This window comes from Streptomyces sp. SD15 (assembly GCF_054462255.1).
This window is the reverse complement of the sequence record NZ_JBTLMO010000004.1, coordinates 31,140-57,048: the sequence shown is the minus strand read 5'-3', so window position 1 is coordinate 57,048 and position 25,909 is coordinate 31,140. Positions and strand designations below refer to the sequence as shown.

Annotated in this window: 19 protein-coding genes, 5 tRNA genes and 2 pseudogenes; 16 read left to right on the top strand and 10 right to left on the bottom strand. The window is 68.8% G+C overall.

Going from position 1 to position 25,909, the window contains the following annotated elements; all coding sequences use genetic code 11:
* Positions 1 to 353: 353 nt before the first annotated feature.
* From purS to purM, 8 genes and pseudogenes are all read left to right on the top strand, one after another.
* Entirely contained in the window at positions 354 to 617 is a 264-nt protein-coding gene (gene purS, locus ACX28W_RS05240; protein WP_005482678.1) for a phosphoribosylformylglycinamidine synthase subunit PurS, read from the top strand.
* The gene (gene purQ / locus ACX28W_RS05235) at positions 614 to 1,327 is read left to right on the top strand and encodes a phosphoribosylformylglycinamidine synthase subunit PurQ (protein WP_458997573.1); all 714 of its coding nucleotides are present in this window, start codon (positions 614 to 616) and stop codon (positions 1,325 to 1,327) included. The genes purS and purQ overlap by 4 nt, the downstream gene beginning before the upstream one ends.
* The gene (gene purL / locus ACX28W_RS05230) at positions 1,324 to 3,600 is read left to right on the top strand and encodes a phosphoribosylformylglycinamidine synthase subunit PurL (protein WP_458997572.1); all 2,277 of its coding nucleotides are present in this window, start codon (positions 1,324 to 1,326) and stop codon (positions 3,598 to 3,600) included. The genes purQ and purL overlap by 4 nt, the downstream gene beginning before the upstream one ends.
* A gap of 289 nt (positions 3,601 to 3,889) precedes the next feature.
* Positions 3,890 to 4,087: pseudogene (locus tag ACX28W_RS05225) on the top strand (M23 family peptidase); the annotation flags it as partial.
* Between the two features lie 10 nt (positions 4,088 to 4,097).
* Positions 4,098 to 4,895 carry a maleylpyruvate isomerase family mycothiol-dependent enzyme gene (locus ACX28W_RS05220; protein WP_458997571.1) on the top strand — a complete coding sequence of 266 codons (798 nt, stop codon included), beginning with the start codon at positions 4,098 to 4,100 and terminating at the stop codon, positions 4,893 to 4,895.
* Between the two features lie 87 nt (positions 4,896 to 4,982).
* Complete coding sequence (locus ACX28W_RS05215) at positions 4,983 to 5,774, top strand: META domain-containing protein (protein ID WP_458997570.1); 792 nt, start codon at positions 4,983 to 4,985, stop codon at positions 5,772 to 5,774.
* Positions 5,775 to 5,835: 61 nt separating this feature from the next.
* The gene (gene purF / locus ACX28W_RS05210; protein WP_458997569.1) at positions 5,836 to 7,362 is read left to right on the top strand and encodes an amidophosphoribosyltransferase; all 1,527 of its coding nucleotides are present in this window, start codon (positions 5,836 to 5,838) and stop codon (positions 7,360 to 7,362) included.
* Between the two features lie 35 nt (positions 7,363 to 7,397).
* The gene (gene purM, locus ACX28W_RS05205; RefSeq protein WP_458997568.1) at positions 7,398 to 8,495 is read left to right on the top strand and encodes a phosphoribosylformylglycinamidine cyclo-ligase; all 1,098 of its coding nucleotides are present in this window, start codon (positions 7,398 to 7,400) and stop codon (positions 8,493 to 8,495) included.
* 213 nt (positions 8,496 to 8,708) lie between these two features.
* On the opposite strand, the gene ACX28W_RS05200 is transcribed toward purM, so the two are convergent.
* Both ACX28W_RS05200 and ACX28W_RS05195 read right to left on the bottom strand, forming a co-directional pair.
* On the bottom strand, positions 8,709 to 8,966 hold the full coding sequence (locus ACX28W_RS05200; protein WP_458997567.1) for a DUF3073 domain-containing protein: 258 nt from the start codon (positions 8,964 to 8,966) through the stop codon (positions 8,709 to 8,711).
* A 322-nt stretch (positions 8,967 to 9,288) separates the two neighbouring features.
* Complete coding sequence (locus ACX28W_RS05195; protein WP_458997566.1) at positions 9,289 to 10,383, bottom strand: Leu/Phe/Val dehydrogenase; 1,095 nt, start codon at positions 10,381 to 10,383, stop codon at positions 9,289 to 9,291.
* 246 nt (positions 10,384 to 10,629) lie between these two features.
* Here ACX28W_RS05195 and ACX28W_RS05190 point away from each other — a divergent pair, with 246 nt between their 5' ends.
* Complete coding sequence (locus tag ACX28W_RS05190) at positions 10,630 to 11,478, top strand: hypothetical protein (protein WP_458997565.1); 849 nt, start codon at positions 10,630 to 10,632, stop codon at positions 11,476 to 11,478.
* A gap of 592 nt (positions 11,479 to 12,070) precedes the next feature.
* Positions 12,071 to 12,277: a developmental transcriptional regulator BldC gene (bldC, locus tag ACX28W_RS05185; RefSeq protein WP_003949541.1), complete on the top strand. Its 207-nt coding sequence runs from the start codon at positions 12,071 to 12,073 to the stop codon at positions 12,275 to 12,277.
* Between the two features lie 530 nt (positions 12,278 to 12,807).
* Here bldC and ACX28W_RS05180 read toward each other — a convergent pair.
* From ACX28W_RS05180 to ACX28W_RS05145, 8 genes are all read right to left on the bottom strand, one after another.
* Positions 12,808 to 13,008, bottom strand: a complete 201-nt coding sequence (locus ACX28W_RS05180) for a DUF6274 family protein (protein WP_458997564.1) — start codon at positions 13,006 to 13,008, stop codon at positions 12,808 to 12,810.
* Between the two features lie 308 nt (positions 13,009 to 13,316).
* Positions 13,317 to 13,391, bottom strand: a tRNA-Asp gene (locus tag ACX28W_RS05175).
* A 95-nt stretch (positions 13,392 to 13,486) separates the two neighbouring features.
* On the bottom strand, positions 13,487 to 17,455 hold the full coding sequence (gene hrpA / locus ACX28W_RS05170) for an ATP-dependent RNA helicase HrpA (RefSeq protein WP_458997563.1): 3,969 nt from the start codon (positions 17,453 to 17,455) through the stop codon (positions 13,487 to 13,489).
* 89 nt (positions 17,456 to 17,544) lie between these two features.
* A complete protein-coding gene (locus tag ACX28W_RS05165; protein ID WP_458997562.1) occupies positions 17,545 to 17,958 on the bottom strand; it encodes a hypothetical protein in 414 nt (137 codons plus the stop codon).
* Between the two features lie 142 nt (positions 17,959 to 18,100).
* Positions 18,101 to 18,174 (bottom strand) — tRNA-Phe (locus tag ACX28W_RS05160).
* Between the two features lie 24 nt (positions 18,175 to 18,198).
* A tRNA-Asp gene (locus tag ACX28W_RS05155) sits at positions 18,199 to 18,273 on the bottom strand.
* Between the two features lie 46 nt (positions 18,274 to 18,319).
* Positions 18,320 to 18,392: transfer RNA gene (locus ACX28W_RS05150), tRNA-Glu, on the bottom strand.
* 80 nt (positions 18,393 to 18,472) lie between these two features.
* Positions 18,473 to 20,092: a metallophosphoesterase family protein gene (locus ACX28W_RS05145; RefSeq protein ID WP_458997561.1), complete on the bottom strand. Its 1,620-nt coding sequence runs from the start codon at positions 20,090 to 20,092 to the stop codon at positions 18,473 to 18,475.
* A gap of 105 nt (positions 20,093 to 20,197) precedes the next feature.
* On the opposite strand from ACX28W_RS05145, the gene ACX28W_RS05140 reads away from it, so the two are divergent.
* The 6 genes and pseudogenes from ACX28W_RS05140 to ACX28W_RS05115 all read left to right on the top strand — a co-directional run bounded on the left by ACX28W_RS05140 (position 20,198) and on the right by ACX28W_RS05115 (position 25,882).
* Entirely contained in the window at positions 20,198 to 20,548 is a 351-nt protein-coding gene (locus ACX28W_RS05140) for a metallopeptidase family protein (RefSeq protein ID WP_458997560.1), read from the top strand.
* A 133-nt stretch (positions 20,549 to 20,681) separates the two neighbouring features.
* Positions 20,682 to 21,206, top strand: a complete 525-nt coding sequence (locus ACX28W_RS05135; RefSeq protein WP_458997559.1) for a hypothetical protein — start codon at positions 20,682 to 20,684, stop codon at positions 21,204 to 21,206.
* A 607-nt stretch (positions 21,207 to 21,813) separates the two neighbouring features.
* A pseudogene (locus ACX28W_RS05130) lies at positions 21,814 to 23,803 on the top strand (DEAD/DEAH box helicase).
* Positions 23,804 to 23,846: 43 nt separating this feature from the next.
* On the top strand, positions 23,847 to 24,071 hold the full coding sequence (locus tag ACX28W_RS05125; RefSeq protein ID WP_458997558.1) for a hypothetical protein: 225 nt from the start codon (positions 23,847 to 23,849) through the stop codon (positions 24,069 to 24,071).
* Positions 24,072 to 24,119: 48 nt separating this feature from the next.
* A complete protein-coding gene (locus ACX28W_RS05120) occupies positions 24,120 to 25,700 on the top strand; it encodes an amino acid permease (protein ID WP_458997557.1) in 1,581 nt (526 codons plus the stop codon).
* A 109-nt stretch (positions 25,701 to 25,809) separates the two neighbouring features.
* Positions 25,810 to 25,882, top strand: a tRNA-Lys gene (locus ACX28W_RS05115).
* Positions 25,883 to 25,909: the final 27 nt, after the last annotated feature.

The following is a 25,909-nucleotide window of genomic DNA, read 5'->3' as shown; positions in this document are numbered from 1 at the left end:
TCCCTTCGTGCGACACCTCTGCGATCACGCGCCATGACGTGCGCGGACGTCATGAAGGTGGGCGGAGAGATGTCGGCTGTCCGGCTGTTATTGGGCAAAGTATCGGCTATTGCCAATTCATTTGTACAGTGCCCGGCATTGCATTGTGAAGCCCGACTAAATCCCTCCGCGTGTCCGAAGGCAATGGGGTCCCACCGCTCTTCTGCGGTTTTTCCCAGGATTTTCCGTGGAGCCCCCCGCGTCGATGCGGGATCGTGATCGGGCTCACGTAGGATTCTACGAATCTACGCGAGTAGAAATTTTGTGCGGGTAGTCTGAAGGGACCTGCTCAGCACCACACACCGGGAGTGCCAGTGGCACGCGTCGTAGTCGACGTCATGCTCAAGCCGGAGATCCTCGACCCCCAGGGCCAGGCGGTGCAGCGTGCACTGCCGCGCCTCGGTTTCGAAGGTGTCTCCGACGTACGTCAGGGAAAGCGATTCGAACTGGAAGTGGACGGACCGGTGGACGATGCCGCGCTCGCCCGCATCCATGAACTGGCGGAATCCTTCCTCGCCAACACCGTGATCGAAGACTTCACCGTCAAGGTCGAGGAAGTCGCGGAGGCCGGAAAGTGACCGCTCGTATTGGAGTCGTCACCTTTCCGGGCAGCCTCGACGACCGGGACACGCAGCGTGCGATCCGGCTCGCGGGCGCCGAACCCGTCGCGCTCTGGCACAAGGACAAGGACCTCAAGCAGGTCGACGCCGTGGTGCTGCCCGGCGGTTTCTCGTACGGCGACTATCTCCGGGCCGGCGCCATCTCGCGCTTCTCGCCCGTGATGGAGAGCGTCATCGAGCAGGCGAAGTCCGGAATGCCGGTCCTCGGCATCTGTAACGGCTTCCAGATCCTCACCGAGGCGCACCTCCTCCCCGGTGCGATGCTCGGCAACAACCACCTCCACTTCATCTGCCGCGACCAGAAGCTGCGGGTGGAGAACGCGGACACCGCCTGGACCGCCGACTACACGGCCGGCCAGGAGATCCACATCCCGCTGAAGAACATGGACGGGCGGTACGTCGCCGACGAGCACACCCTCGACATGCTGGAGGCGGAGGGCCGGGTCGTCTTCCGGTACGTCGGCGGGGGGTCTGGGGGGTATCCCCCCAGTGAGCACAGCAACCCGAACGGTTCGCTGCGTGACATCGCCGGGATCACGAACGAGGCCGGGAACGTCGTAGGCCTCATGCCGCACCCCGAGCACGCAGTCGAGCCCCTCATCGGGTCCGGCCGCACCGACGGCCTCCCCTTCTTCACCTCGATCCTCAAGAAGCTGGTCACCGCATGAGCCGCACGCCTCTGGACACGGTCGAGAACGCGGCCGCGACCCCCGACGTCGAGCTGCCCTGGGCCGAACTGGGCCTGAAGAAGGACGAGTACGAGCGGGTCGTCGAGATCCTCGGCCGCCGCCCGACCGGCGCCGAGCTCGCCATGTACTCCGTCATGTGGTCCGAGCACTGCTCGTACAAGTCCTCGAAGGTCCACCTCCGCCAGTTCGGCGAGAAGGCCCCTCAGTCCGACGCCCTCCTCGTCGGCATCGGCGAGAACGCCGGTGTCGTCGACGTCGGCCAGGGCTACGCCGTCACCTTCAAGGTCGAGTCGCACAACCACCCGTCGTACGTCGAGCCCTACCAGGGCGCGGCCACCGGCGTCGGCGGCATCGTGCGCGACATCATCGCGATGGGCGCCCGCCCGGTCGCCGTCGTCGACCCGCTCCGCTTCGGTGCGGCCGACCACCCCGACACCAAGCGCGTCCTGCCGGGCGTCGTCGCCGGCATCGGCGGCTACGGCAACTGCCTCGGCCTCCCGAACATCGGCGGCGAGGTCGTCTTCGACGCCTGCTACCAGGGCAACCCGCTGGTCAACGCCGGTGCCATCGGCGTCATGCGGCACGAGGACATCCACCTCGCGAAGGCGTCCGGTTCGGGTAACAAGGTCATCCTGTACGGGGCTCGCACGGGCGGCGACGGCATCGGCGGCGCCTCGATCCTCGCGAGCGAGACCTTCGACGACGCCAAGCCGTCGAAGCGCCCCGCCGTGCAGGTCGGCGACCCCTTCCAGGAGAAGCTGCTCATCGAGTGCACCCTGGAGGCCTTCGCCGAGAAGCTGGTCGTCGGCATCCAGGACCTGGGCGCGGCGGGCCTGTCCTGCGCGACCAGTGAACTCGCCTCCAACGGCTCCGGCGGCATGCGCGTGACGCTGGACGACGTCCCCCTGCGCGACTCGACCCTCTCTCCCGAGGAAATCCTCATGAGCGAGTCGCAGGAACGCATGTGCGCGGTCGTCGAGCCGGAGAAGGTCGACCGGTTCCTCGAGATCTGCGACAAGTGGGACGTCATCGCCACGGTCATCGGCGAGGTGACGGACGGCGACCGCCTGGAGATCTACTGGCACGGCGGAAAGATCGTCGACGTCGACCCGCGCACGGTCGCGCACGACGGCCCGGTCTACGAGCGCCCCTACGCCCGCCCCGAGTGGCAGGACGCCCTCCAGGCCGACGACGCGGCCAAGCTCCCCCGGCCCGCCTCCGGCGAGGAACTGAAGGACCAGGTCCTCAAGCTGGTGTCGTCCCCGAACCAGGCTTCCAAGTCCTGGATCACCTCCCAGTACGACCACTTCGTGCAGGGCAACACGGTCCTGGCCCAGCCCGAGGACTCGGGCATGATCCGCATCGACGCGGAGACCGGTCTCGGCGTCGCCATCGCCACGGACGGCAACGGCCGCTACGCCAAGCTCGACCCGTACGCGGGCGCGCAGCTCGCCCTCGCCGAGGCCTACCGCAACGTCGCGACGACCGGCGCCAAGCCGCTCGCCGTCTCCGACTGCCTGAACTTCGGTTCGCCCGAGGACCCGGCCGTCATGTGGCAGTTCGCCGAGGCCATCCGCGGTCTGGCCGACGCCTGCCAGCAGCTGGGCACCCCGGTGACCGGCGGCAACGTCTCGCTCTACAACCAGACGGGCGAGGCCGCCATCCACCCGACCCCGGTCGTGGCCGTGCTCGGCGTCATCGACGATGTCGCCCGCCGCACGCCGGTCGCCTTCCAGGAGGAAGGGCAGCTGCTCTACCTCCTCGGTGACACCCGTGAGGAGTTCGGCGGTTCGGCCTGGTCGCAGGTGATCCACGACCACCTCGGCGGTCTGCCCCCGCAGGTCGACCTGGAGCGCGAGCGGCTGCTCGGCGAGATCCTCATCTCCGCCTCCCGCGACGGGATGGTCGACTCGGCGCACGACCTGTCCGACGGCGGTCTGATCCAGGCTGTGGTCGAGTCGGCGCTGCTCGGCGGCAAGGGCGCGCGTCTCGTCGTACCCGACGGGCTCGACGCCTTCACCTTCCTGTTCTCGGAGTCGGCGGGCCGCGCGGTCGTCGCCGTCCCGCGCTCGGAGGAGCTCCGCTTCAACGACATGTGCGGCGCGCGGGGTCTGCCCGTCACCCGTATCGGCGTCGTGGACGGGACTGAGTCCGATTCAACCGCGGTGGTCGAGGTCCAGGGCGAGTTCGCGCTCCCGCTGACCGACCTGCGGACAGCGCACGAGGGGACGATTCCGGCGCTGCTCGCGTAGAGCCCTGCAGCTGTACGCAAGTGAAGGCCCCGTCCGCTCCGGGCGGGGCCTTCGGCGTGCCTGCACCCCGGCCGCACCTGACTCTTCGTCCCCGGCTACCCGCTCGCCTGGGCATGGGCGTTGCTGCCGCTGACGGTGTCCTTCACCCTCGGGATGGCCGTGAGCCGGAGCGGGCCCCGGCGCGAGACCGCCGAGTCCGATCATGACGGGAAACGCCGTCCTGGATTCGCCACACTCTGGCCGATCGCCCGCCGCAACGGCTCCTTCCCCGCGTATGACGAGCCGCTGTTCCAGCAACTCCACCGAACCGCATCTCCACTTCCAGCTGATGGACGACCCGGACCTGGACTCGGCCCGCGGCATCCCGTTCAGCCGGCGGGACATCGGGGTGCCCGCCAACGGCGAGACCCACGACCGAGGTGACCCCGGCCATCGCACCCGCGAGCTGCTCATGACTCCGGCAAAGCTCGAGCGGGACAGGCCCTAGGCTCAGCGCCATGCCCTCGGCCAAAAAGCGACGCACCCGTACGTACGACCCCGCCAAGATCCGCGCCGCGGTGCTCGCACAGTTCGGGCACGTGCGAGAAGGCGTACACGCCCTCAGCGAGGAGCAGTTGGCGCTGCCCACGCACCTCGGGGACTGGAGCGTGCGGGAGTTGGCCGCGCACATCACGATGGCCGTCGAGACCGTCAGCCGGAACATCGACCGGCCGGAGCCCGCCGCCAAGGAACTGGCTCTTCTCGACTGGCCGTTCGCGACCGCGGAGAGGGCCGGCGACATCGCCGACGGCAGCCGGGAACTCGCCGAGCGCAACCTCGACCTCGACGCGCTCTACGCCCGCACCGAGAGTCGGATCACCGAGCACCTGGCCACGACCCCGGACGACCGGCTGCTCGCCGCGCGCACCGGCGCCATGACCCTCGCCGACTACCTCGTCACCCGCACCGTCGAACTCGTCGTCCACACCGACGATCTGAACCGCGCCGCCGGGACCGACATCCCCTTCGACCGCCAGGCCCTCGCCGCCTGCACCCGGCTGCTCGCCGACGCGCTCGCCGTGAAGGCGCCCGGCGCGTCGACGGAGGTGCGGATCCCGCCGTACGCCGTCGTGCAGTGCGTGGCGGGCCCCCGGCACACCCGGGGTACGCCGCCGAACGTCGTGGAGACCGACCCGCTGACCTGGATCCGGCTCGCGACGGGACGTACGGAGTGGAAGACGGCCCTGGACGAGGCCAAGGTCAGCGCGAGCGGGGAACGGGCGGATCTCAGCGGGATCCTGCCCCTCATGGGCTGACTCGTGGCCTGACTCATGAGCTGACTCATGGGCTGACCTTCAGGTGCCGAAGGGAACCAACCACCCCACCACTCCCGTCCCACCGCCATGGACAAGCAGCGACTGACCCTCAGCGTCCTGACCCTGCTTCCGCTCGCCATCGCCTGCGGCGCCGAGACCGGCAGCGATTCCGTGGGGTCTTCGGGTTCGCCGCCCGTCACCGGCGTCCACTGGACCGTCGACAGCCTCACCGTGGACGGGAAGACCAGCCAGTCACCGGGCAGCGCGTATCTGAAGATCGCCGAAGGCGGCAAGGTCAGCGGCAACTTCGGCTGCAACGGCTTCGGCTCGACCGCCACCCTCAAGGGCGACCGCGTCGACTTCGGGGAGATCCAGATGACCGACATGGGCTGCCCGAAGGAGCCGATGACCTTCGAGGCGAGCCTGAGCCGCACGTTCGCCGACGACACGCTCACCTCGGCGGTCAAGGGCGACAAGCTCACCCTCACCACGGACGACGGCGACCGGGTCAGCCTCTCCAAGGAGCAGGACGCCCCCCTCTACGGCACCAGGTGGACCATCACGTCGCTCGGGGACGGGGACACGGCCCACTCCCTCCCGGCGGGAGCGAAGGCGCACTTCGTCCTGGACGAGAAGCGGGGCACCCTGTCCGGCAACCTCGGCTGCAACGACGTGTCCGCGAAGGCCACCGTCCGCGACGGACATATCACCCTCGGCACGCCGAAGACCACCCGGATGATGTGCGACGGCTCACTCATGGACACGGAGAGGACCCTGCTGAGCCTCTTCGACGGCACTGTGACCTACCAACTGGATCACCGCTCCCTCGCGCTGACCAGCGAGAACGGCACGAGTGTCGGCGCTGTCGCCGACGAGTGATCCATCAAGGTCCCGTATCCCCAATTCGGACCAGTGGTCGATCTCGCCTACACTCGGTGGCGTGCCACGTGGTGACGGTCGACTCAATCATGATCTGCTCCCCGGCGAGAAAGGCCCCCAGGACGCTTGCGGCGTCTTCGGCGTCTGGGCTCCAGGGGAAGAGGTCGCCAAGCTCACTTACTTCGGGCTCTACGCCCTCCAGCATCGGGGCCAGGAGTCCGCGGGTATCGCGGTCAGCAACGGCTCCCAGATCCTCGTCTTCAAGGACATGGGCCTCGTGTCCCAGGTCTTCGACGAGACCTCTCTCGGTTCGCTCCAGGGTCACATCGCGGTCGGACACGCCCGCTACTCGACCACCGGCGCCTCCGTCTGGGAGAACGCCCAGCCGACGTTCCGTGCCACCGCGCACGGCTCGATCGCGCTCGGCCACAACGGCAACCTGGTCAACACGGCGCAGCTCGCCGAGATGGTCGCCGACCTGCCCAAGCAGGACGGCCGCACCACGCGTGTGGCGGCCACCAACGACACCGACCTGCTCACGGCCCTGCTCGCCGCCCAGGTCGACGACGACGGCAAGCCGCTGACCATAGAAGAGGCCTCCGCCAAGATCCTCCCGCAGGTCAAGGGCGCCTTCTCCCTCGTCTTCATGGACGAGCACACCCTGTACGCCGCCCGGGACCCGCAGGGCATCCGCCCGCTGGTCCTCGGCCGCCTGGAGCGCGGCTGGGTCGTCGCCTCCGAGTCCGCCGCCCTCGACATCTGCGGTGCCGCCTACGTCCGCGAGATCGAGCCGGGCGAGTTCGTCGCCATCGACGAGAACGGTCTGCGCACCTCACGCTTCGCGGAAGCGAAGCCCAAGGGCTGTGTCTTCGAGTACGTGTATCTGGCCCGCCCCGACACGGACATCGCCGGTCGGAATGTGTACCTCTCGCGCGTCGAGATGGGCCGCAAGCTGGCCAAGGAAGCCCCTGTGGACGCCGATCTGGTCATAGCGACTCCGGAGTCCGGGACGCCCGCCGCGATCGGTTACGCGGAGGCCAGCGGCATCCCCTTCGGCGCGGGTCTGGTCAAGAACGCGTACGTCGGCCGGACCTTCATCCAGCCCTCGCAGACGATCCGCCAGCTGGGCATCCGGCTGAAGCTGAATCCTCTGAAGGAAGTCATCAAGGGCAAGCGCCTGGTCGTCGTCGACGACTCGATCGTGCGCGGCAACACCCAGCGCGCGCTGGTGCGCATGCTGCGCGAAGCGGGTGCGGCGGAGGTCCACATCCGGATCTCCTCTCCTCCGGTGAAGTGGCCCTGCTTCTTCGGCATCGACTTCGCGACCCGCGCCGAGCTGATCGCCAACGGCATGACCATCGAGGAGATCGGTACCTCGCTGGGCGCCGACTCCCTCTCGTACATCTCCATCGACGGCATGATCGAGGCGACCACGATCGCCAAGCCGAACCTGTGCCGGGCCTGCTTCGACGGTGAGTACCCGATGGACCTCCCCGACCCGGAGCTGCTGGGCAAGCAGCTGCTGGAGACCGAGCTGGCGGCAGGTCCCGCCGCCACGGCCGCGGCCGACGCCATCCGTCGCCCGTAAGAGCCCCGTATCACCAACCCGAAAGATCCCAGGCAATGTCTGCTGTATCTGATCAGTCGACTGCGTCGACGGGCACCCCTGGTGCTTCCTACGCGGCTGCCGGCGTCGACATCGAAGCGGGCGACCGCGCCGTAGAGCTCATGAAGGAGTGGGTGAAGAAGACGCAGCGCCCCGAGGTTCTCGGCGGCCTCGGCGGATTCGCCGGCCTCTTCGACGCCTCGGCCCTCAAGCGTTACGAGCGTCCGCTGCTCGCCTCCGCCACGGACGGCGTGGGCACGAAGGTCGACCTCGCCCGGCAGCTCGGCGTGTACGACACCATCGGCCACGACCTCGTCGCCATGGTCATGGACGACATCGTGGTGTGCGGTGCCGAGCCGCTCTTCATGACCGACTACATCTGCGTCGGCAAGGTCCACCCCGAGCGTGTCGCGGCCATCGTGAAGGGCATCGCCGAGGGCTGTGTCCTCGCGGGTTGCGCCCTCGTCGGCGGCGAGACAGCCGAGCACCCGGGTCTGCTGGGCCCGGACGACTTCGATGTCGCGGGCGCGGGCACCGGTGTGGTCGAGGCCGACCGACTGCTCGGCCCGGATCGCATCCGTACGGGTGACGCGGTGATCGCCATGGCGGCCTCCGGTCTTCACTCGAACGGGTACTCCCTGGTCCGGCATGTCCTCTTCGACCGGGCGAACCTGAGCCTGGACCAGCGCATCGAGGAGTTCGGCCGCACGCTCGGCGAGGAACTCCTGGAGCCCACCAAGATCTACTCACTGGACTGCCTGGCGCTGACCAGGACCACCCAGGTGCACGCCTACAGCCACATCACGGGCGGCGGTCTCGCGGCCAACCTGGCCCGTGTCGTCCCGGACGGCCTGCACGCGATCGTCGACCGTGGGACCTGGACCCCGGCCCCGGTCTTCGACCTCGTCGGCAAGACCGGTGACGTCGAGCGTCTGGAGCTGGAGAAGACGCTGAACATGGGCGTCGGCATGATCGCGGTCGTCCCCGAGGAGTCGGCGGACGTGGCCCTGGCCACCCTCGCCGACCGCGGTGTGGACGCCTGGATCGCCGGCGAGATCACCGAGCGTGGCGAGCACAGCACGGGCGCGGCCCTGGTCGGGGACTACGCCAAGTAGGCCCGCGGGGCCCGTGCGGCCCCGGGCCCGGTACGAGCGCAAGGCAGCACGAAACCCGGTCCGGCGCTGAAGCCCCGGACCGGGCGAAGTGCAGTTGCTACGAGAAATCCACCCACAGGGCTTCCGTGAACAGAAATCTGCTGCGAACAACAGAAATCTGCTCCGGAAGATCTGTTACGGGAGATCGCGGAAACTGCGAGGAGCGCCGTTGCGTCAAGCGCCGCGACGTTGCGACTGGGGACCGGACTGGTCGTCCTCGTCCTCATCGTCGTCGTTATAGAGATCCGCGTACTGGGCGTACGGGTCGTCTTCTTCCTCGTCGTCGTCCTCGAACGGCTCGCCATTCGGCGGCTGGCTCGAAGTCGAAGCGCCCAGCTCATTGGCCAGACGCGAGAGGTCAGTCCCGCCGCTGCTGTACTTCAGCTGGCGGGCGACCTTCGTCTGCTTGGCCTTTGCCCGGCCGCGCCCCATGGCTCGACCCCCTCGGATACGGGGCTCGGTGGCCCCAGAGTCTTGACACGCGTTCATAATCTGGAACGGACTCTCCGTGGAGAGACCGGTCCGTAGGGCTTCCACGGTACCTGAGCCCGCGCCCATACGGTACGTCGCCCGCAGGACGCGCCTGGGCCCAGAACCTGCGAGGTGCCCTGTCCTCGCTGGTCAACCGCGATTTTAACCTCTTCTTGGCGCCCGACCCGCCGACAGGAGTGAGAGTTCTCTCCAAGTGTTCCCCCGGCGGGTCCCTGACAAGCGCGAAATAAGCCGGAATCAGCAGCTCCGGATTGCTCCGCAATCAGCGGTGGCGCGCCTCCGCCATCCGCTGCTCGGCGATCCGGTCGGCCGCGGCGGCCGGCGGAATCCCGTCCTGCTTCGCACGTGCGAATATGGCCAGCGTGGTGTCGAAGATCTTGGCCGCCTTCGCCTTGCACCGCTCGAAGTCGAAGCCGTGCAACTCGTCCGCCACCTGGATGACGCCGCCCGCGTTCACCACGTAGTCGGGGGCGTACAGGATCCCGCGGTCCGCGAGGTCCTTCTCCACGCCCGGATGCGCCAGCTGGTTGTTGGCGGCACCGCACACGATCTTCGCGGTGAGCACCGGCACGGAGTTGTCGTTCAGCGCTCCGCCGAGCGCGCAGGGGGCGTAGATGTCGAGCCCTTCGGTGCGGATGAGGGCCGCGGTGTCCGCGACGGCCCTGACACCGGTCGGGTGCTTGTCCAGAATCCGCCGTACGGAGTCGGCCCGTACGTCTGTGATCACGACCTCGGCGCCGTCCTCGCGCAGATGTTCCACCAGGTGATGACCCACCTTGCCGACGCCCGCGATGCCGACCGTGCGGCCGCGCAGCGTCGGATCGCCCCACAGGTGCTGGGCCGAGGCCCGCATGCCCTGGAAGACACCGAAGGCGGTCAGCACGGAGGAGTCCCCGGCGCCGCCGTTCTCCGGCGAGCGGCCGGTCGTCCAGCGGCACTCGCGCGCCACGACGTCCATGTCGGCGACGTACGTACCGACGTCGCACGCGGTGACGTACCGGCCGCCGAGCGAAGCCACGAACCGGCCGTACGCGAGGAGCAGTGCCTCGCTCTTGATCTGCTCGGGGTCGCCGATGATGACGGCCTTGCCGCCGCCGTGGTCGAGACCGGCCATGGCGTTCTTGTACGACATGCCGCGCGACAGGTTCAGCGCGTCGGCGACGGCCTCGGCCTCGCTCGCGTACGGGTAGAAGCGCGTACCACCGAGGGCGGGGCCCAGGGCGGTGGAGTGGATGGCGATGACGGCCTTGAGACCGCTGGCGCGGTCCTGACAGAGCACTACTTGCTCATGACCGCCCTGGTCCGAATGGAACAGGGTGTGCAGTACATCAGCAGGAGCGCCGGTTACGTCGGTCACGGTGGTGACTCCCAGGTAAGTAGCGGCGGTCGGAGACGGTGCCCGTGCGGTTGGCGGGCCGCCGTGGGCACGAGGGTAGAGCCTGTGCCCGGCCGCCATCCGCGCAGTGTTCAGGATCACCTTCTCCCGGAGTACACATCCGCACGACCGTGGCACGATTTGCAGTGTTTTCCCGGTCGCTCGTGTGGCGGTTGAGCGGGATTCCCGTCCGGGTTTCACGTCCGGTCCGTTGAGGAGGGAGCAGGGGTGCCCAAGGTGTCCTCGGTGATCGTCCCGTACACGTCCTATCTGCGCGTGTACGAGCCGCTGGCCGCCTTTCCGGAGCCGGAGCGCGGCCACTGGTCGCGCTACGCCCGGCGAACCGAGCGCCCCTCGTACCAGGACGAGCTGCGCCGCTCCCTGGCCGACCTGCTGCCCACCCCGCCGATCCCCGTGCCGGTGCACGAGAGCGGCGACGCGTTCGTCCTGAGCGTCGACGGGGTGCTCTGCGTCTGCCCCTGGCGCACCCGGCTGCGTGGCTGGCAGGCCCTGGGCGAGCTGGCCGAGGAACTGCCGGCGTCGGTCCTGGACGCGGTCCTGCCCCCGCTCGTACGCCACCAGGCCGCCCAGGACTACGAGCGCTGGCTGGCCCGCAACCCCGACGCCCGGCCGTGGATCCTGACGTCGACCTGGCAGGTGCCGCTGAACTGGTTCGTGCTCGTCTCCGACGAGGAGCGGGAGTACGAGAAGGGGGAGGGCGGCGACGGAGCCGCGCCGGTGCTGCGCTACCGGACGCCGATGGTGCAGGCGCGGCGGCGGACGGCGCGGGCCCTGAAGACACTCAAGGACACCCTCGACGAGGGACCGCTCATCGACGGCTTGGTGGACGTCGGGCGATGGCTGGAAGAATTCCATCCGCGCTCGCTGGTCGAGCTGGACTACGGCGGGCTCGTGCACGTCCTGCCGGCCGAGCAGCTCGAGGGTGACCACTCGGCGGCGGACGTCGCGGCGGGCATCGAGGCGCTGCGCAGCGGGGACGGGGCCGCGGCGGGCGAGGCGTACGGGCGGCTCGTGGAACGCTGGCGGTCGGTCAGGGACCGGCAGTCGGCGAACTGAGGCGCGTCGGGCGCGTCGTGGGCGCGTCGCGTGGGTCACATGATGTGGGTGAGCCGTGTGATCTGCTTCTCACCCGTGGCTGTCGAACTGGCGTATGGTCCTTGCACGTTGAAGAACCCTCACCGCGGGACGTACGTCCTGATCCGGGCTTTTGGGCCAACAGGGTGTCAAGACGGTGCCAAGCGTGACGGACAGCACTTACCTGACCCTTGCGCCCCTTGCCCTTCCTCGTGCCAAAATAGGACAAGGAGCCTGGGGGAGGCCCCGTCTACCCACTTATGGGTGGAATCTCAGCATTGCACGCTATGGGGGGTCTGGTGACTCCTGATCGCCCCTGTGACTGATCGTCACAGTGGCGTGACTGTCCGCTATGGCATGGTCCATCGGCTTCCGTCGCTGATGAACACCTGGGAGGGCAATTCCATCGGTTTGGCCGACGCGGCTGGACGGATGGTGTAGTTGTAGTGCCGAGGACAAGCCGTTCGTCCTATAACCGACTCGACCCGCGTCCGCCATTTCGGGCAACGCGGGTCAAGGTGCAGAATTTAGAGGAAAGAACCGAGAAGGTTCGGTTCTCCCGAGGAGGCCGCTCATGACCGCTCGCACCCCTGATGCCGAGCCGCTGCTGACCCCGGCTGAGGTCGCCACCATGTTCCGTGTCGACCCCAAGACGGTCACGCGGTGGGCGAAGGCCGGCAAGCTTACGTCCATCCGCACGCTCGGCGGGCATCGCCGCTACCGCGAGGCGGAGGTCCGCGCACTGCTCGCGGGTATCCCGCAGCAGCGCAGCGAGGCCTGAACAATCGCATAATCGGACATTCCGGCGGGACCCCTATCCCGTACTGACGTCCGAATCACAGCTCCAAGCGACGCGGGTTCTGCCCCAACAGAGCCCACGCCCGACCCAATTGAACAAGCGACAAGGGTGCGTCGTAGATCGCGCTGGACTCCGCCGGGTCCAGCGCGATTTTTTTGTGCCCTGGCCGTGGGTCAGGGCATGCGTCCGGGCCACCGGGCTCGCGCGGGGTGCTCAGTTCCGTTCGCGGGGCGATCGCCCCTGTCCGCGAGTGGTCGATCTGTGAGTGGCCTTGTCAGAGTCTGGGGAGGGGTGTCGGATCTCCTGTGGGAGCCCTCGGTGAGCGGTGCAATTGCACATATTAAATTGAACAGTTGTAGGTAGGGTGTAAATTCCGCAGTTTCAAAAACCTATGCAGTGACTCCCGTCACACGCCATGGTCCTTGTTGCCCATGACGCGTCTGCGCTAAAGGAGTTGGGGTAGTGCCCCCTGTGCCTCCCTGTTGCGCGAGGGGCGCTCTCGCGGCCGTTGGTCACGCCTTGGAGGGACTTTCGTCCTCGGTCGCCGTCTCGACCGCCGCCTCGCCCTCCTCGCGGCGCGGAGAGGGCTCCATGGCCAGTCTCAGGAGCTGGTGGCAGATCGGGCAGTGCCGCGTCAGATGGCGGTACCCGGAGGCGGCTGACAGATGGGCACGCAGCAGAGCGCGCGTCTCGTGCCGAGCGGACGCCGCCATACGCCACCTCCAGAGGGTCGAGTGCCCTGGCTTCTGAGGTACCCGCGGAATGTGACGCCGTCAAGACACGGGAGGCTCCGCCGATGGATCGGTGGGCGGCATACGGGCGAGAGCCCGGGTCCGAAGACACGGCTCTCGCAGGGCATGGCAAAGGGCCCCGCACCATTGCCTGGTTGCGCGGGGCCCTTCTTCGAGGAGGCCCTGACGGGAGTTGCTGTGTCCGCTTGCGGCTGCGCCACGGGCGCGGGTGGGGAGAACACGAAGAAGGCCCCGCACCGTTGCCGGTTGCGGGGCCTTCTTCGTATATGCGGTCCTGACGGGATTTGAACCCGCGGCCTCCACCTTGACAGGGTGGCGAGCACTCCAAACTGCTCCACAGGACCAGGCTTTGCAGCGACTTGTTCTTGCGCTGTGCTGCGAAAAGAGACTCTACAGGAGGGTGAGCCCGGGGTCGAACTCACCCACCGTACAGGCGCCGTTACGGCACCGCCGCGTCGATCGCCTTCACGATGCGCTTGTCGGAGACGGGGTACGCCGTGCCGAGCGCATGGGCGAAGTAGCTGACCCGGAGCTCCTCGATCATCCAGCGGATGTCCAGGACCTGCCGCGGGACGGGCCGGCCCTGCGGCAGCTGCTCGAGGAGCCACGCGTACTCGTCCCGCATCTCGTGGACCTTCTCCATGCGGGAGGTGTCCCGCTGGACGCCGGTCGGCATCTGCTGCAGGCGCCGGTCGGCGGCGACCAGATAGCGCATCAGGTCCGGGAGGCGACGCAGGCCGGTCTCCGTCACGAAGCCGGGCTTCACCAGGGCGTCCAGCTGCGTCCGTACGTCCGTGAGGTTCGCCAGGAGCGTGGGGCTCCGGGTGGCCTTCAGACGGCGCTCACAGGCCTGCCAGGCGGCAAGGACCTGCTGCACCTGGCCCACCGTACGAACCGTCGTGTCGACGATCTCGGCGCGCACCTTGTCGTACAGCTTCCGATGCGACTCCTCGTCCCACGCCGGCCCCCCGAAATCCCCGATCAGCTTGTCCGCGGCGGCCATCGCGCAGTCGTCGAAGAGGGCCTGGATCGAGCCGTGCGGGTTGGCGGACAGGGCGAGCTTCTGAGCGTTCGTGAGCTTGTCCGAGGCGAACTTGGCCGGGTTCACCGGGATGTTGCGCAGGATCAGCCGCCGGGTGCCCTTCCACATGGCCTGCGCCTGCTCGGCCTCGGTGTCGAAGAGCCGTACGGAGACGGTGTCGCCGTCGTCGACCAGGGCCGGGTACGCCTTCACCGGCTGACCCGCCCGGCGCGTCTCGAACACGCGCGTGAGCGAGCCGATCGTCCAGTCCGTGAGGCCCGTACGTTCCAGGGACTCGCCGCCCTCGCGCTCGGCGGTGGCCGCCGCGGCCTGCGAGATCGCCTGGCGTGCCTTCGGCTTCAGCCGGAGCTTCAGCGCCTCCAGGTCCTTGTCCTCGGCGAGCTTGCGGCGCCGCTCGTCGACGATCCGGAAGGTGATCTTCAGGTGGTCGGGGACCCGGGACCAGTCGAAGTCGTCGGCCGTCAGCGGCACCCCGACCATGCGCTTCAGCTCACGCGCCATGGTCAGCGTCAGCGGCTCCTGGAGGGGCACGGCCCGCTCCAGGAACTTCTGCGCGTAGTTCGGGGCGGGAACGTAATGGCGGCGGATGGGCTTCGGGAGCGAACGGATCAGCTCCGTCACCACCTCTTCCCGCGATCCCGGGATCTGCCAGTCGAAGCCCTCGTCGGTGACCTGGTTCAGGACCTGGAGCGGGATGTGGACGGTCACACCGTCGGCGTCCGCGCCCGGCTCGAACTGGTACGTCACCCGGAACTTGAGCCGTCCCTGGCGCCAGGAGTCGGGGTAGTCGTCCTTCGTGACCGCCCCGGCCTTCTCGTTGATGAGCATCGAGCGCTCGAAGTCGAGAAATTCGGGCTCGTCGTGGCGCTTGTGCTTCCACCAGGAGTCGAAGTGCGCGCCGGACACGACGTGCTCGGGCACCCGCTGGTCGTAGAAGTCGAACAGCGTCTCGTCGTCGACCAGGATGTCCCGGCGGCGGGCGCGGTGCTCCAACTCCTCGACCTCGGTGAGGAGCTTGCGGTTGTCGGCGAAGAACTTGTGGTGCGTACGCCAGTCGCCCTCGACCAGCGCGTTGCGGATGAAAAGCTCGCGGGACGTCTCCGGGTCGATGCGGCCGTAGTTGACCTTCCGCTGGGCGACGATCGGTACGCCGTACAGCGTGACCTTCTCGTACGCCATCACGGCCGCCTGGTCCTTCTCCCAGTGCGGTTCGCTGTATGTGCGCTTGAGGAGGTGTCCGGCGAGGGGTTCGACCCACTCGGGCTCGATCTTCGCGTTGACGCGGGCCCACAGACGGGACGTCTCGACCAGCTCGGCGGACATCACGAAACGCGGGGGCTTCTTGAAGAGGGCCGAGCCCGGGAAGATCGCGAACTTGGCGTTGCGGGCACCCAGGTACTCGTTCTTCGCGCCCTCCTTCACGTCCTTCATGCCGACGTGGGAGAGGAGGCCGGCCAGCAGCGAGACATGGACGCTCTGGTCGGCCGCGTCGTCCTCGTTCAGATGGATGCCCATCTGCTTGGCGACCGTGCGGAGCTGGGTGTAGATGTCCTGCCATTCGCGGATGCGCAGGAAGTTCAGGTACTCCTGCTTGCACATGCGACGGAACGCGGACGAGCCCCGCTCCTTCTGCTGCTCGCGCACATACCGCCACAGATTCAGGAACGCGAGGAAATCGCTCGTCTCGTCCTTGAAACGGGCGTGCTGCTGGTCGGCCTGCGTCTGCTTGTCGGCGGGGCGCTCGCGCGGGTCCTGGATCGAGAGCGCGGCGGCGATCACCATGACCTCACGCGCACAGCCGTTCTTGTCGGCCTCCAGGACCATGCGGGCCAGCCGCGGGTCCACGGGCAGCTGAGCGAGCTTGCGGCCGGTCTGCGTGAGCCGCTTGCGTACGTCCTTCTCCGTCGGGTCCAGCGCGCCCAGTTCCTGGAGCAGCTGGACGCCGTCACGGATGTTGCGGTGGTCCGGCGGGTCGATGAACGGGAACTTCTCGATGTCCCCGAGGCCGGCCGCGGTCATCTGCAGGATGACGCTCGCCAGGTTCGTACGGAGGATCTCCGCGTCCGTGAACTCCGGGCGGGCGTTGAAGTCGTCCTCGCTGTAGAGGCGGATGCAGATGCCGTCGCTGGTCCGGCCGCAGCGGCCCTTGCGCTGGTTGGCGCTGGCCTGCGAGACCGGCTCGATAGGGAGGCGCTGGACCTTGGTGCGGTGGCTGTACCTGGAGATACGGGCGGCGCCCGGGTCGATGACGTACTTGATGCCCGGGACGGTGAGCGAGGTCTCGGCGACGTTGGTCGCCAGAACGATCCGGCGACCGGTGTGCGGCTGGAAGACGCGGTGCTGCTCGGCGTGTGAGAGGCGCGCGTAGAGAGGGAGGACCTCGGTGCCCTGCCCATGAGCGCCTCCGGCGCGGGGGTAGTTCTTCTTCGTCAGCGCGTCGGCGGTGTCGCGGATCTCCCGCTCTCCCGAGAGGAAGACGAGGATGTCGCCCTTGCCCTCGGCCTGGAGCTCCTCGACGGCGTCGCAGATCGCGGTGATCTGGTCGCGGTCGGAGTCGTCGCCGTCCTCTTCGAGGAGGGGGCGATAACGGACCTCGACGGGGTACGTACGCCCGCTGACCTCGACGATCGGCGCGTCGCCGAAGTGCCGGGAGAAGCGCTCGGGATCGATGGTCGCGGAGGTGATGACGACCTTGAGGTCCGGCCGCTTGGGCAGCAGCCGAGCGAGATATCCCAGCAGGAAGTCGATGTTGAGGGACCGCTCGTGGGCCTCGTCGATGATGATCGTGTCGTACGCGCGCAGCTCGTGGTCCGTCTGGATCTCGGCGAGCAGGATGCCGTCCGTCATGAGTTTGACGAAGGTGCCGTCCGGGTTCACCTGGTCGGTGAAGCGGACTTTCCAGCCGACGGCTTCGCCCAGCGGCGTGTCGAGCTCCTCCGCGACCCGCTCGGCGACGGTGCGGGCGGCGATACGGCGGGGCTGGGTGTGCCCGACCATGCCGCGGACGCCGCGCCCGAGCTCGAGACAGATCTTCGGAATCTGGGTGGTCTTACCGGACCCGGTCTCACCGGCGACGATGACGACCTGATGATCGCGGATGGCCGCCGCGATGTCGTCCTTCTTCTGGCTGACCGGGAGCTGCTCGGGGTACGTGACGGCGGGCACGCGGGCGCGACGCTCGGCCATACGGGCCTCGGCCTTGGTGACCTCCGCCTCGATCTCGGCGAGTACGGCGGCCCGGGCCTCGGGCTTGCGGATCCGGCGCGCGCCCTCGAGCCTGCGCCCGAGCCGGTGCGCGTCGCGCAGGGACAGCTCGGCCAGGCGGGGGGCGAGATCGCCGAGGACGGGGGCAGGATGCGTAGACATACGCGGTCCAGGATCTCATCTCGCCGAAATTCCTGGCGAACCCTTTTGTGGGGGAGGCCTTCGTCGGTCGGGCAGGGTGGGGCGTCCGGTCAGTTGCTGCGGGGCGCCAGGGTTGTGGCGACCGGTGCCGTGACCGGTGTCGTGACCGGTGTCGTGACCGGTGTGGTGGCCAGTGCTGTGGCCGGTGCTGCGGCTGGTGTCTGGGGTTGTGAGGGCGTTGTCGGCTCACGGCGAGTGGAGTCGCCCTGGGACTGGGACATCGCCTTGGCGGTGTTGGAGACGGCCTTGATGCCGAGGTAGGCCGTGGTCATGCTGCTGACCGCGGTGAAGGCCGAGGTCAGGACCCCGACGATCACCGCTTTGTCGCCGTCCAGGCGCCACACGCCGACGATCGCGACGACAGCGATCACGAGGTTGCTCAGAAGCACCGCCTGCAGCCCGTACCGGGCCCGGTACCGCTCCAGGTCGAGCTCCCGCATCGGCCTCGCCCCGTCCTTGCTCACTTTGCCCACCACCATTGGTTTTCGCCCCGCACCACCGCGTGGGCAAGCCAGAACGTAATGCCTTGCACAGGGCATGCCAAGTGATCGCATACTGCACCAGAAATACAACAAGGCCCCGATCCGAAGATCGGGGCCTTGGCTGTGGCTGGGGCCGGGGTCGAACCGGCGACCTACCGCTTTTCAGGCGGTCGCTCGTACCAACTGAGCTACCCAGCCGAGAGGTTTCATGTGAAACCTCAGCGGTCCTGACGGGATTTGAACCCGCGGCCTCCACCTTGACAGGGTGGCGAGCACTCCAAACTGCTCCACAGGACCAAGCTGTTGCGTGCGACGCGTAAACAGTGTCGCACACGGTATTGCGTGCCCCCAACGGGATTCGAACCCGTGCTACCGCCTTGAAAGGGCGGCGTCCTAGGCCGCTAGACGATGAGGGCTATCGGCCCGCCTGGGCGCTTCTCAGCGCGTCGGGGACGTGAGAAGCATATGGGATGGCGGGAGGGATCGCCAAAACGGTTTACGGGGTGGTGGTGGAGGGGGCGGGGGAGGACGCGGGGGACGACGGTGTGTCCGGTTGCCCTCGGCCCCGTCGCTGATCGAGTACCTCCTTCGGGAGGTGGCGGCTGACCTCGGCCGTCGTCAGGCCCAGGCCGCCCAGTTTGATCTCGTCCCAGGCCTGGAGGCGGCGGCTGTCCCGGTCCAGGTAGAGGATCGAGGCCTGGATGGGGTCGGGGTACTTGCCCTCGATCGCGCGCAGCCCGCTGCCGCCGGTCGAGCCCTCGATGCGCAGGCGCGTGCCGTGCTTCATGACCTCCATCTCCTCGTGGTGCAGATGGCCGGCCAGGACCAGTGGCACCTCGCCGTCCGTCTCCCGGGCCGCCGACGGCTCGTGGGCGATGGCGATGTCGACGGGGGTGCCGGCCGCCCGCTGGTCGCGCAGGGCCGTCGCGAGGCGCGCGCCGGCCAGCTCCTGCGTCGCGGCGGCGCCCGGTACGGCCGTGCGGTCGGGGGTGAACTGCGGATCGCCGATGCCCGCGAAGCGCAGGCCGGCGATCGAGAGGGCCCGGCCGTCGTCCAGGACGTGCACGTTCTTCATGCGTTCCAGGTAGCGCTGGGTGACGAGGGAGTCGTGGTTGCCCCTGACCCAGACGTAGGGCGCGCCCAGGTCCGCGATCGGGTCCAGGAAGCCGTTCTCGGCCGACGTGCCGTGGTCCATGGTGTCGCCGGAGTCGACGATCACATTGATCTCGTACTGCTTCACCAGCGACGCGATGATCTTCCAGCTCGCCGGGTTGAGGTGGATGTCGGAGACGTGCAGGACCCGGATCGTGGTCGGGTCCGGCTCGTATGTCGGGAGCGTGGACGTGACGTCGTAGAGCTTCGTCACGTTCGTCACCAGGCGTGCCAACTCCTCCTGGTAGACATCGAATTCGCTGACGATGCTGCGGGCGTCGCCGACGAGGGAGGGGGCGGAGGAGAGGAGCCCCGAGAACTTCGGCTCCAGGACCGATTCGGGGTTCCAGGTGGCGGCGGCGGTCGCCCCGGAGGCGGTGAGGAGGGCGAGGGCCAGACCGCCGGCCGCCATGGCCCGGCGCGGGCGGCGGTAGACCGCGAGGCCGAGGGCCGTCGCTCCGGAGACGACCGCGACGCAGGAACGCACGGCCAGGTCGAGCGTGCCGTGCCCGACGTCGCGCGCGACCTCGTCCTCCAGGCCCGAGAGCCGCTCCGGGTGGTCGACCAGGGCCTGGGCGCGGTCCGGGTCGAGCTGGTCGACGTTCACGTCGAGGCGGACGGGGGCGACGTGGCTGTTCAGCTCCAGGGCGCCGAGCGGGGAGACGTTGATCTTCGTGCCGCCGGTGACCGAGGGGCGCAGGGTCATCGTGGTGTTCATCGGGCCGACCGGAACGCGCACGTTGCCCACGATCAGCAGGCCCAGCCAGGCGCCGAGGAGGACCACGGTCATCAGGCCGAGCGCCCGGGTGAACGGGTGAGGCTGTCGGCCGAGTTCGGTCACGGGGTGCGTACGGCGGCGGGCGCGGCGGGCCCGGGTCAGGGCGCGGGGGCTCGTCCGCACCCGGCGCAGGGCGGCGACCAGGGTGGTGACGAGAGCGGTTGCGGCAGCGGGGACGCGGGCCATTGGTCCCGTATGCCCAGGGGCTGGGGTGTGTATGCGGTGCCGTGAGTCTCGTACGGGGGCCGTCGCCGACGCACGGACGAGGCCGTCGTACCCGACAATGGCCGTGTGCTGGAGATGACGCGCGAGGAGTTCGAGGAACTGGTCGCCGAGGCGTTGGACCGGATTCCGCCGGACCTGACGCGGCTCATGGACAACGTGGCGGTGTTCGTCGAGGACGAGCCCGACTCGTCCGATCCCGAGCTGCTCGGGCTCTACGAGGGGACTCCGCTGACCGATCGCGGGGAGTGGTACGCGGGGGTGCTGCCGGATCGGATCACGATCTACCGGGGGCCGACCCTGCGGATGTGCGAGACGCGGGAGGACGTGGTCGCGGAGACCGAGGTGACCGTCGTGCATGAGATCGCTCATCACTTCGGGATCGATGACGAGCGGTTGCACGCGCTCGGGTACGGGTGAGTCGGCCGGGGGAGGTGTCGGGTTCCGGGGTTCGGGGCTTGGCCGGTTCCCGGGGCTCGGCGCGCGTGTCTTCTTGTGGGCGGCGGGAGTTGGGCAGGGGGACCCCTGACCTCGCCCTCGGAGGTGGCTGCCAGTGCGCGCCTTGTATGTACCCGTCCGTCTGGCCGCCACGGTCATGGCTGTCGCGGCCGCCGCCGGCTGTATGAGCGTGGGCGACGACGGGGGCAGCCCCGGGCCCTCGCACTCGGCGGGGCGGCGGGGCGGCGAGGCGCCGGACGGGGGGTCCGCGGTGAGCGGCGGTGACGGGTTCCACGGAGGGACGGGGGCGAAGGGAGGCACCTCGCTCAAGCCCGGTGAATCGGTGTCCGGGTCGGCTTCTCCGTCCGCGTCGGCGTCCAAGGGCGCGAAGCCGTCCGCCGAGGCGACGGGGAAGGGGGGCGGGCAGGGGCAGCCGGAGCAGCCCGTGCCGTCGACGGGGGAGCCGAGTGCCCCGGATGCGACGGCTGAGCCGACGCCCCCTCCGCCGCCCCCTCCGCCTCCTCCCCCCGTGTCGCCGTCGTCCGAGCCGAGTACGGCGGAGCCGTCGTCGTCGGCGCACGAGCAGACCACGCAGCTGGTGGAGCGGGAGCCGGCGCCGCGGGCCGGGGAGCCGGTGTAGTCCGCGCGGCCAGCGGGCGTGTCCGCCCGTGCTGCGCCGGGGGCGTACGACCCCGTCCCGTTGGAGACGTTCGCCCCTCGTCCCGCTGGGTGTGTCAGTCGCCGCTCCTCGGTGGGTCTTTGTGACCGTCCTCGGGTGGTCTTTGCGACCGTCCCCGGGTGGTCTTTGTGACCGTCCTCGGGTGGTCTTCGCGACCGTCCCCGCGTGGTCTTTGCGACCGTCCCCGCGTGGTCTTCGCGACCCACCCCGGGTGGGCCTCCGCGACCTTCCCCGGACGGGTCTCCGTGGCGTCCCTGAGAGGGCTTCTGTGGCTGCCCTCCAGGTGGGCCTCCGCCGCCCCCGCCGGGACGCGCCTCGTCCTCGAACGCCGGATGGGCGGACCATCCAAACCTCCCTGACCTGCTCCTTTGGGCTCGGTTTGCCTTCGGGGGTGGGGGGTGCGTATGGTGGTAGATCGTTTGATCCCATTTGCCCGGCGCCATTGCAGAGAGCGCCGCGTGTGGCGCGTACTCTCCCTTGCCGTGGCCGGACCGCATAGAGGCGGTCGATTGCGACTTCACGGAGTTTGGGCGCGTGCCGAAAGAACTCCGGAAGGTTCGCATTTCGCATGTCTGTTTCCAGTACTGATCACGTCGTCGTGCCCGAGAACAACGAGGGCGACAACAACGAGGGCATCCAGGCCGTCGAGACCGTCGAGACCGTCGAGACCGTCGAGACGGCCCAGGCCGTCGAGTCCGCTCCCGAGGCTCCCGAAACCCCCGAGATCACCTTCGCCTCCCTCGGTCTCCCCGAGGGCGTCGTCCGCAAGCTCGCGCAGAACGGCGTGACCACCCCGTTCCCGATCCAGGCCGCGACCATCCCGGACGCCCTGGCCGGCAAGGACATCCTCGGCCGTGGCCGCACCGGCTCCGGCAAGACCCTCTCCTTCGGTCTGCCGACGCTGGCGCAGCTCGCCGGCGGCCACACCGAGAAGAAGAAGCCCCGCGCGGTCATCCTCACGCCGACCCGTGAGCTCGCGATGCAGGTCGCGGACGCGCTCCAGCCCTACGGCGACGTCCTCGGCCTGAAGATGAAGGTCGTCTGCGGCGGTACGTCCATGGGCAACCAGATCTACGCCCTGGAGCGCGGCGTCGACGTCCTCGTCGCCACCCCGGGCCGCCTGCGCGACATCATCAACCGTGGCGCCTGCTCGCTCGAGAACACCCAGATCGCCGTTCTCGACGAGGCCGACCAGATGTCCGACCTGGGCTTCCTGCCCGAGGTCACCGAGCTGCTCGACCAGGTCCCGGCCGGCGGCCAGCGCATGCTGTTCTCGGCCACCATGGAGAACGAGATCTCCACGCTGGTCAAGCGCTATCTGACCAACCCGGTCACGCACGAGGTCGACAGCGCCCAGGGCAACGTCACGACCATGTCGCACCACATCCTCATCGTGAAGCCCAAGGACAAGGCGCCGGTCACGGCGGCCATCGCCTCCCGCAAGGGCCGCACGATCATCTTCGTCCGCACCCAGCTCGGCGCCGACCGTATCGCCGAGCAGTTGCGCGACGCCGGAGTGAAGGCGGACGCGCTGCACGGCGGCATGACGCAGGGCGCGCGGACCCGGACGCTGGCCGACTTCAAGGACGGCTACGTCAACGCGCTCGTCGCGACCGACGTCGCCGCCCGCGGTATCCACGTCGACGGCATCGACCTGGTGCTGAACGTCGACCCTGCCGGTGACCACAAGGACTACCTGCACCGCTCCGGCCGTACCGCTCGCGCGGGCCGCTCCGGCACCGTCGTGTCGCTGTCCCTGCCGCACCAGCGCCGTCAGATCTTCCGGCTGATGGAGGACGCGGGCGTCGACGCCGCGCGTCACATCATCAACTCCGGTACGGCCTTCGAGCCCGACGTCGCCGAGATCACCGGCGCCCGCTCGATGACCGAGGTCCAGGCCCAGTCGGCGGGCGACGCCGCACAGCAGGCCGAGCGCGAGGTGTCGCAGCTCACGAAGGAGCTGGAGCGCGCGCAGCGCCGTGCGGTCGAGCTGCGCGGTGAGGCCGACCGGCTGGTCGCCCGTGCCGCGCGTGAGCGGGGCGAGGACCCGGAGGCGGCCGTTGCCGCCGCCGCCGAGGCCATCGCCGAGCAGGCCGTGGCCGCGGCTCCGGCCGAGGCGACCGCCGTGTCCGAGCAGCCTGCCGAGCGTTCGTCCTACGAGCAGCCGCGTCAGCGCCGCGACGAGCGGGGCAACTACGAGCGTCGTGACGACCGTGGCGGCGACCGCGGTGGGTTCAACCGTGACCGCCGTGACGACCGCGGCGGCGACCGTGCGTCGTGACGACCGTGGCGGCGACCGCGGTGGGTTCAACCGTGACCGTCGTGACGACCGCGGCGGCGACCGTGGCGGTCGTACCTTCGAGCGTCGTGACGACCGCGCCGGCCACCGTGGCAGCGACCGTCCCTTCAACCGTGACCGCCAGGACAACCGTCCCTCCAGTGGCTTCCGTTCCGGCAGCCACGACCGCCCGTACGGCCGTCGTGACGACCACCGCGGCGCCGGCACCGGTTCCTTCGGCCGCCGCGACGAGAAGCCGCGCTGGAAGCGCAACGGCTGACGCCTGGTGACGCAGTGACGTCCTCGTGACGCAGTGACATGCAGTGGCCCCCACCGATCCGGTGGGGGCCACTGCGTTTTCCGTCAACTGGCCCGGGTCGTACAACGTCGTCGTCGGCGCCGGGGACATCACCGGCGACGGCAGGGCGGACCCGGTCGCGCGGGACACCGCGGGCAATCTGTACCGGCAGAGCGGCACCGGCAAGGGTTCGTTCGCGGCACGGGTGAAGATCGCCGGCGGCCGGCAGGGCTGCAAGGGCATTTTCTAGCCAGGATGTGACGTGTGTCATGCCCCCGGCGAGGGAATCGCTGGGGACATGACAGATGACGCCATAGCGAGTGGGCTGTCGGACGGAAATCTCCCTGCCGGAAAACTCTCCGACGGACATCTCTCCGACGAGGAACGGCTTGCCCAGCTCGGCTATACGCAGGTTCTCGCCCGCCGCATGTCGGCGTTCTCCAACTACGCGGTCTCCTTCACGATCATCTCGGTCCTGTCGGGCTGCCTGACGCTGTATCTGTTCGGCATGAACACCGGCGGTCCCGCCGTGATCACCTGGGGGTGGGTCGCGGTCGGACTGATGACGCTGTTCGTGGGACTCGCGATGGCCGAGATCTGTTCGGCCTATCCGACATCGGCCGGGCTGTACTTCTGGGCCCACCGGCTCGCGCCGGAACGGTCGGCCGCGGCCTGGGCGTGGTTCACGGGGTGGTTCAACGTCCTCGGGCAGGTCGCCGTGACCGCCGGCATCGACTTCGGCGCGGCGTCCTTCCTGGGCGCGTATCTGAATCTGCAGTTCGACTTCGAGATCACGCCGGGCCGGACGATCCTGCTCTTCGCCGGGATCCTCGTCCTGCACGGGCTGCTGAACACCTTCGGGGTCCGCATCGTCGCCCTCCTCAACAGCATCAGCGTGTGGTGGCACGTGCTGGGCGTCGCGCTGATCGTGGGCGCGCTCACCTTCGTGCCGGACCAGCACCAGTCGACGTCCTTCGTCTTCACGCACTTCGTGAACAACACGGGCTGGGGCAGCGGCGTGTACGTCGTCCTCGTCGGCCTGCTGATGGCGCAGTACACCTTCACCGGGTACGATGCCTCCGCCCACATGACCGAGGAGACGCACGACGCGTCGACGGCGGGCCCGAAGGGCATCGTCCGGTCCATCTGGACGTCGTGGATAGCCGGATTCGTCCTCCTCCTCGGCTTCACCTTCGCCATCCAGTCGTACGACGGAGCGCTGGGCTCGCCGACGGGCGCGCCGCCGGCGCAGATCCTGCTCGACGCGCTGGGAGCCACGGCGGGCAAGCTGCTGCTCCTGGTCGTGATCGGGGCGCAGCTCTTCTGCGGAATGGCGTCCGTGACCGCCAACAGCCGTATGATCTACGCCTTTTCGCGTGACGGGGCGCTGCCGTTCTCCCAGGTGTGGCACACGGTGAGCCCGCGCACGCGCACGCCGGTCGCCGCGGTGTGGCTGGCGGCGCTGGGGGCCCTGGTGCTGGGCCTGCCGTACCTGATCAATGTGACGGCGTACGCGGCCGTGACGTCGATCGCGGTGATCGGGCTCTACATCGCGTACGTCATCCCGACGCTGCTGCGGCTGCGGAAGGGCGAGGCGTTCGAGCGGGGGCCGTGGCATCTGGGGCGGTGGTCGCGCGCGATCGGCGTCGTCTCGGTCGCCTGGGTCGCCGTCATCACCGTTCTGTTCATGCTGCCGCAGGTCTCGCCGGTCACCTGGGAGACCTTCAACTACGCTCCGGTCGCCGTTCTCGTCGTCCTCGGCTTTGCCGCGACCTGGTGGCTGGCCTCGGCCCGCCACTGGTTCCTCAACCCCGACCACGCCCGCACGATCGCCCGCGAGGCGGCCCGCGCGGGCGCCCCGGAACCGGTCGATCCGTAATCTTGCGGACACTCGGCACGGCCGGGTCACCGATACCCGATCGGAGTCCCGGCCTCGTCCCGCTATGCTCGGTGATGCATCGGCACGGGATGGATGCGCGCCGGCGCGTGGACCCTTAGCTCAATTGGCAGAGCAGTGGACTTTTAATCCATTGGTTGTGGGTTCGAGTCCCACAGGGTCTACCGCACCCTTCGGGGTCGGAACCCCCG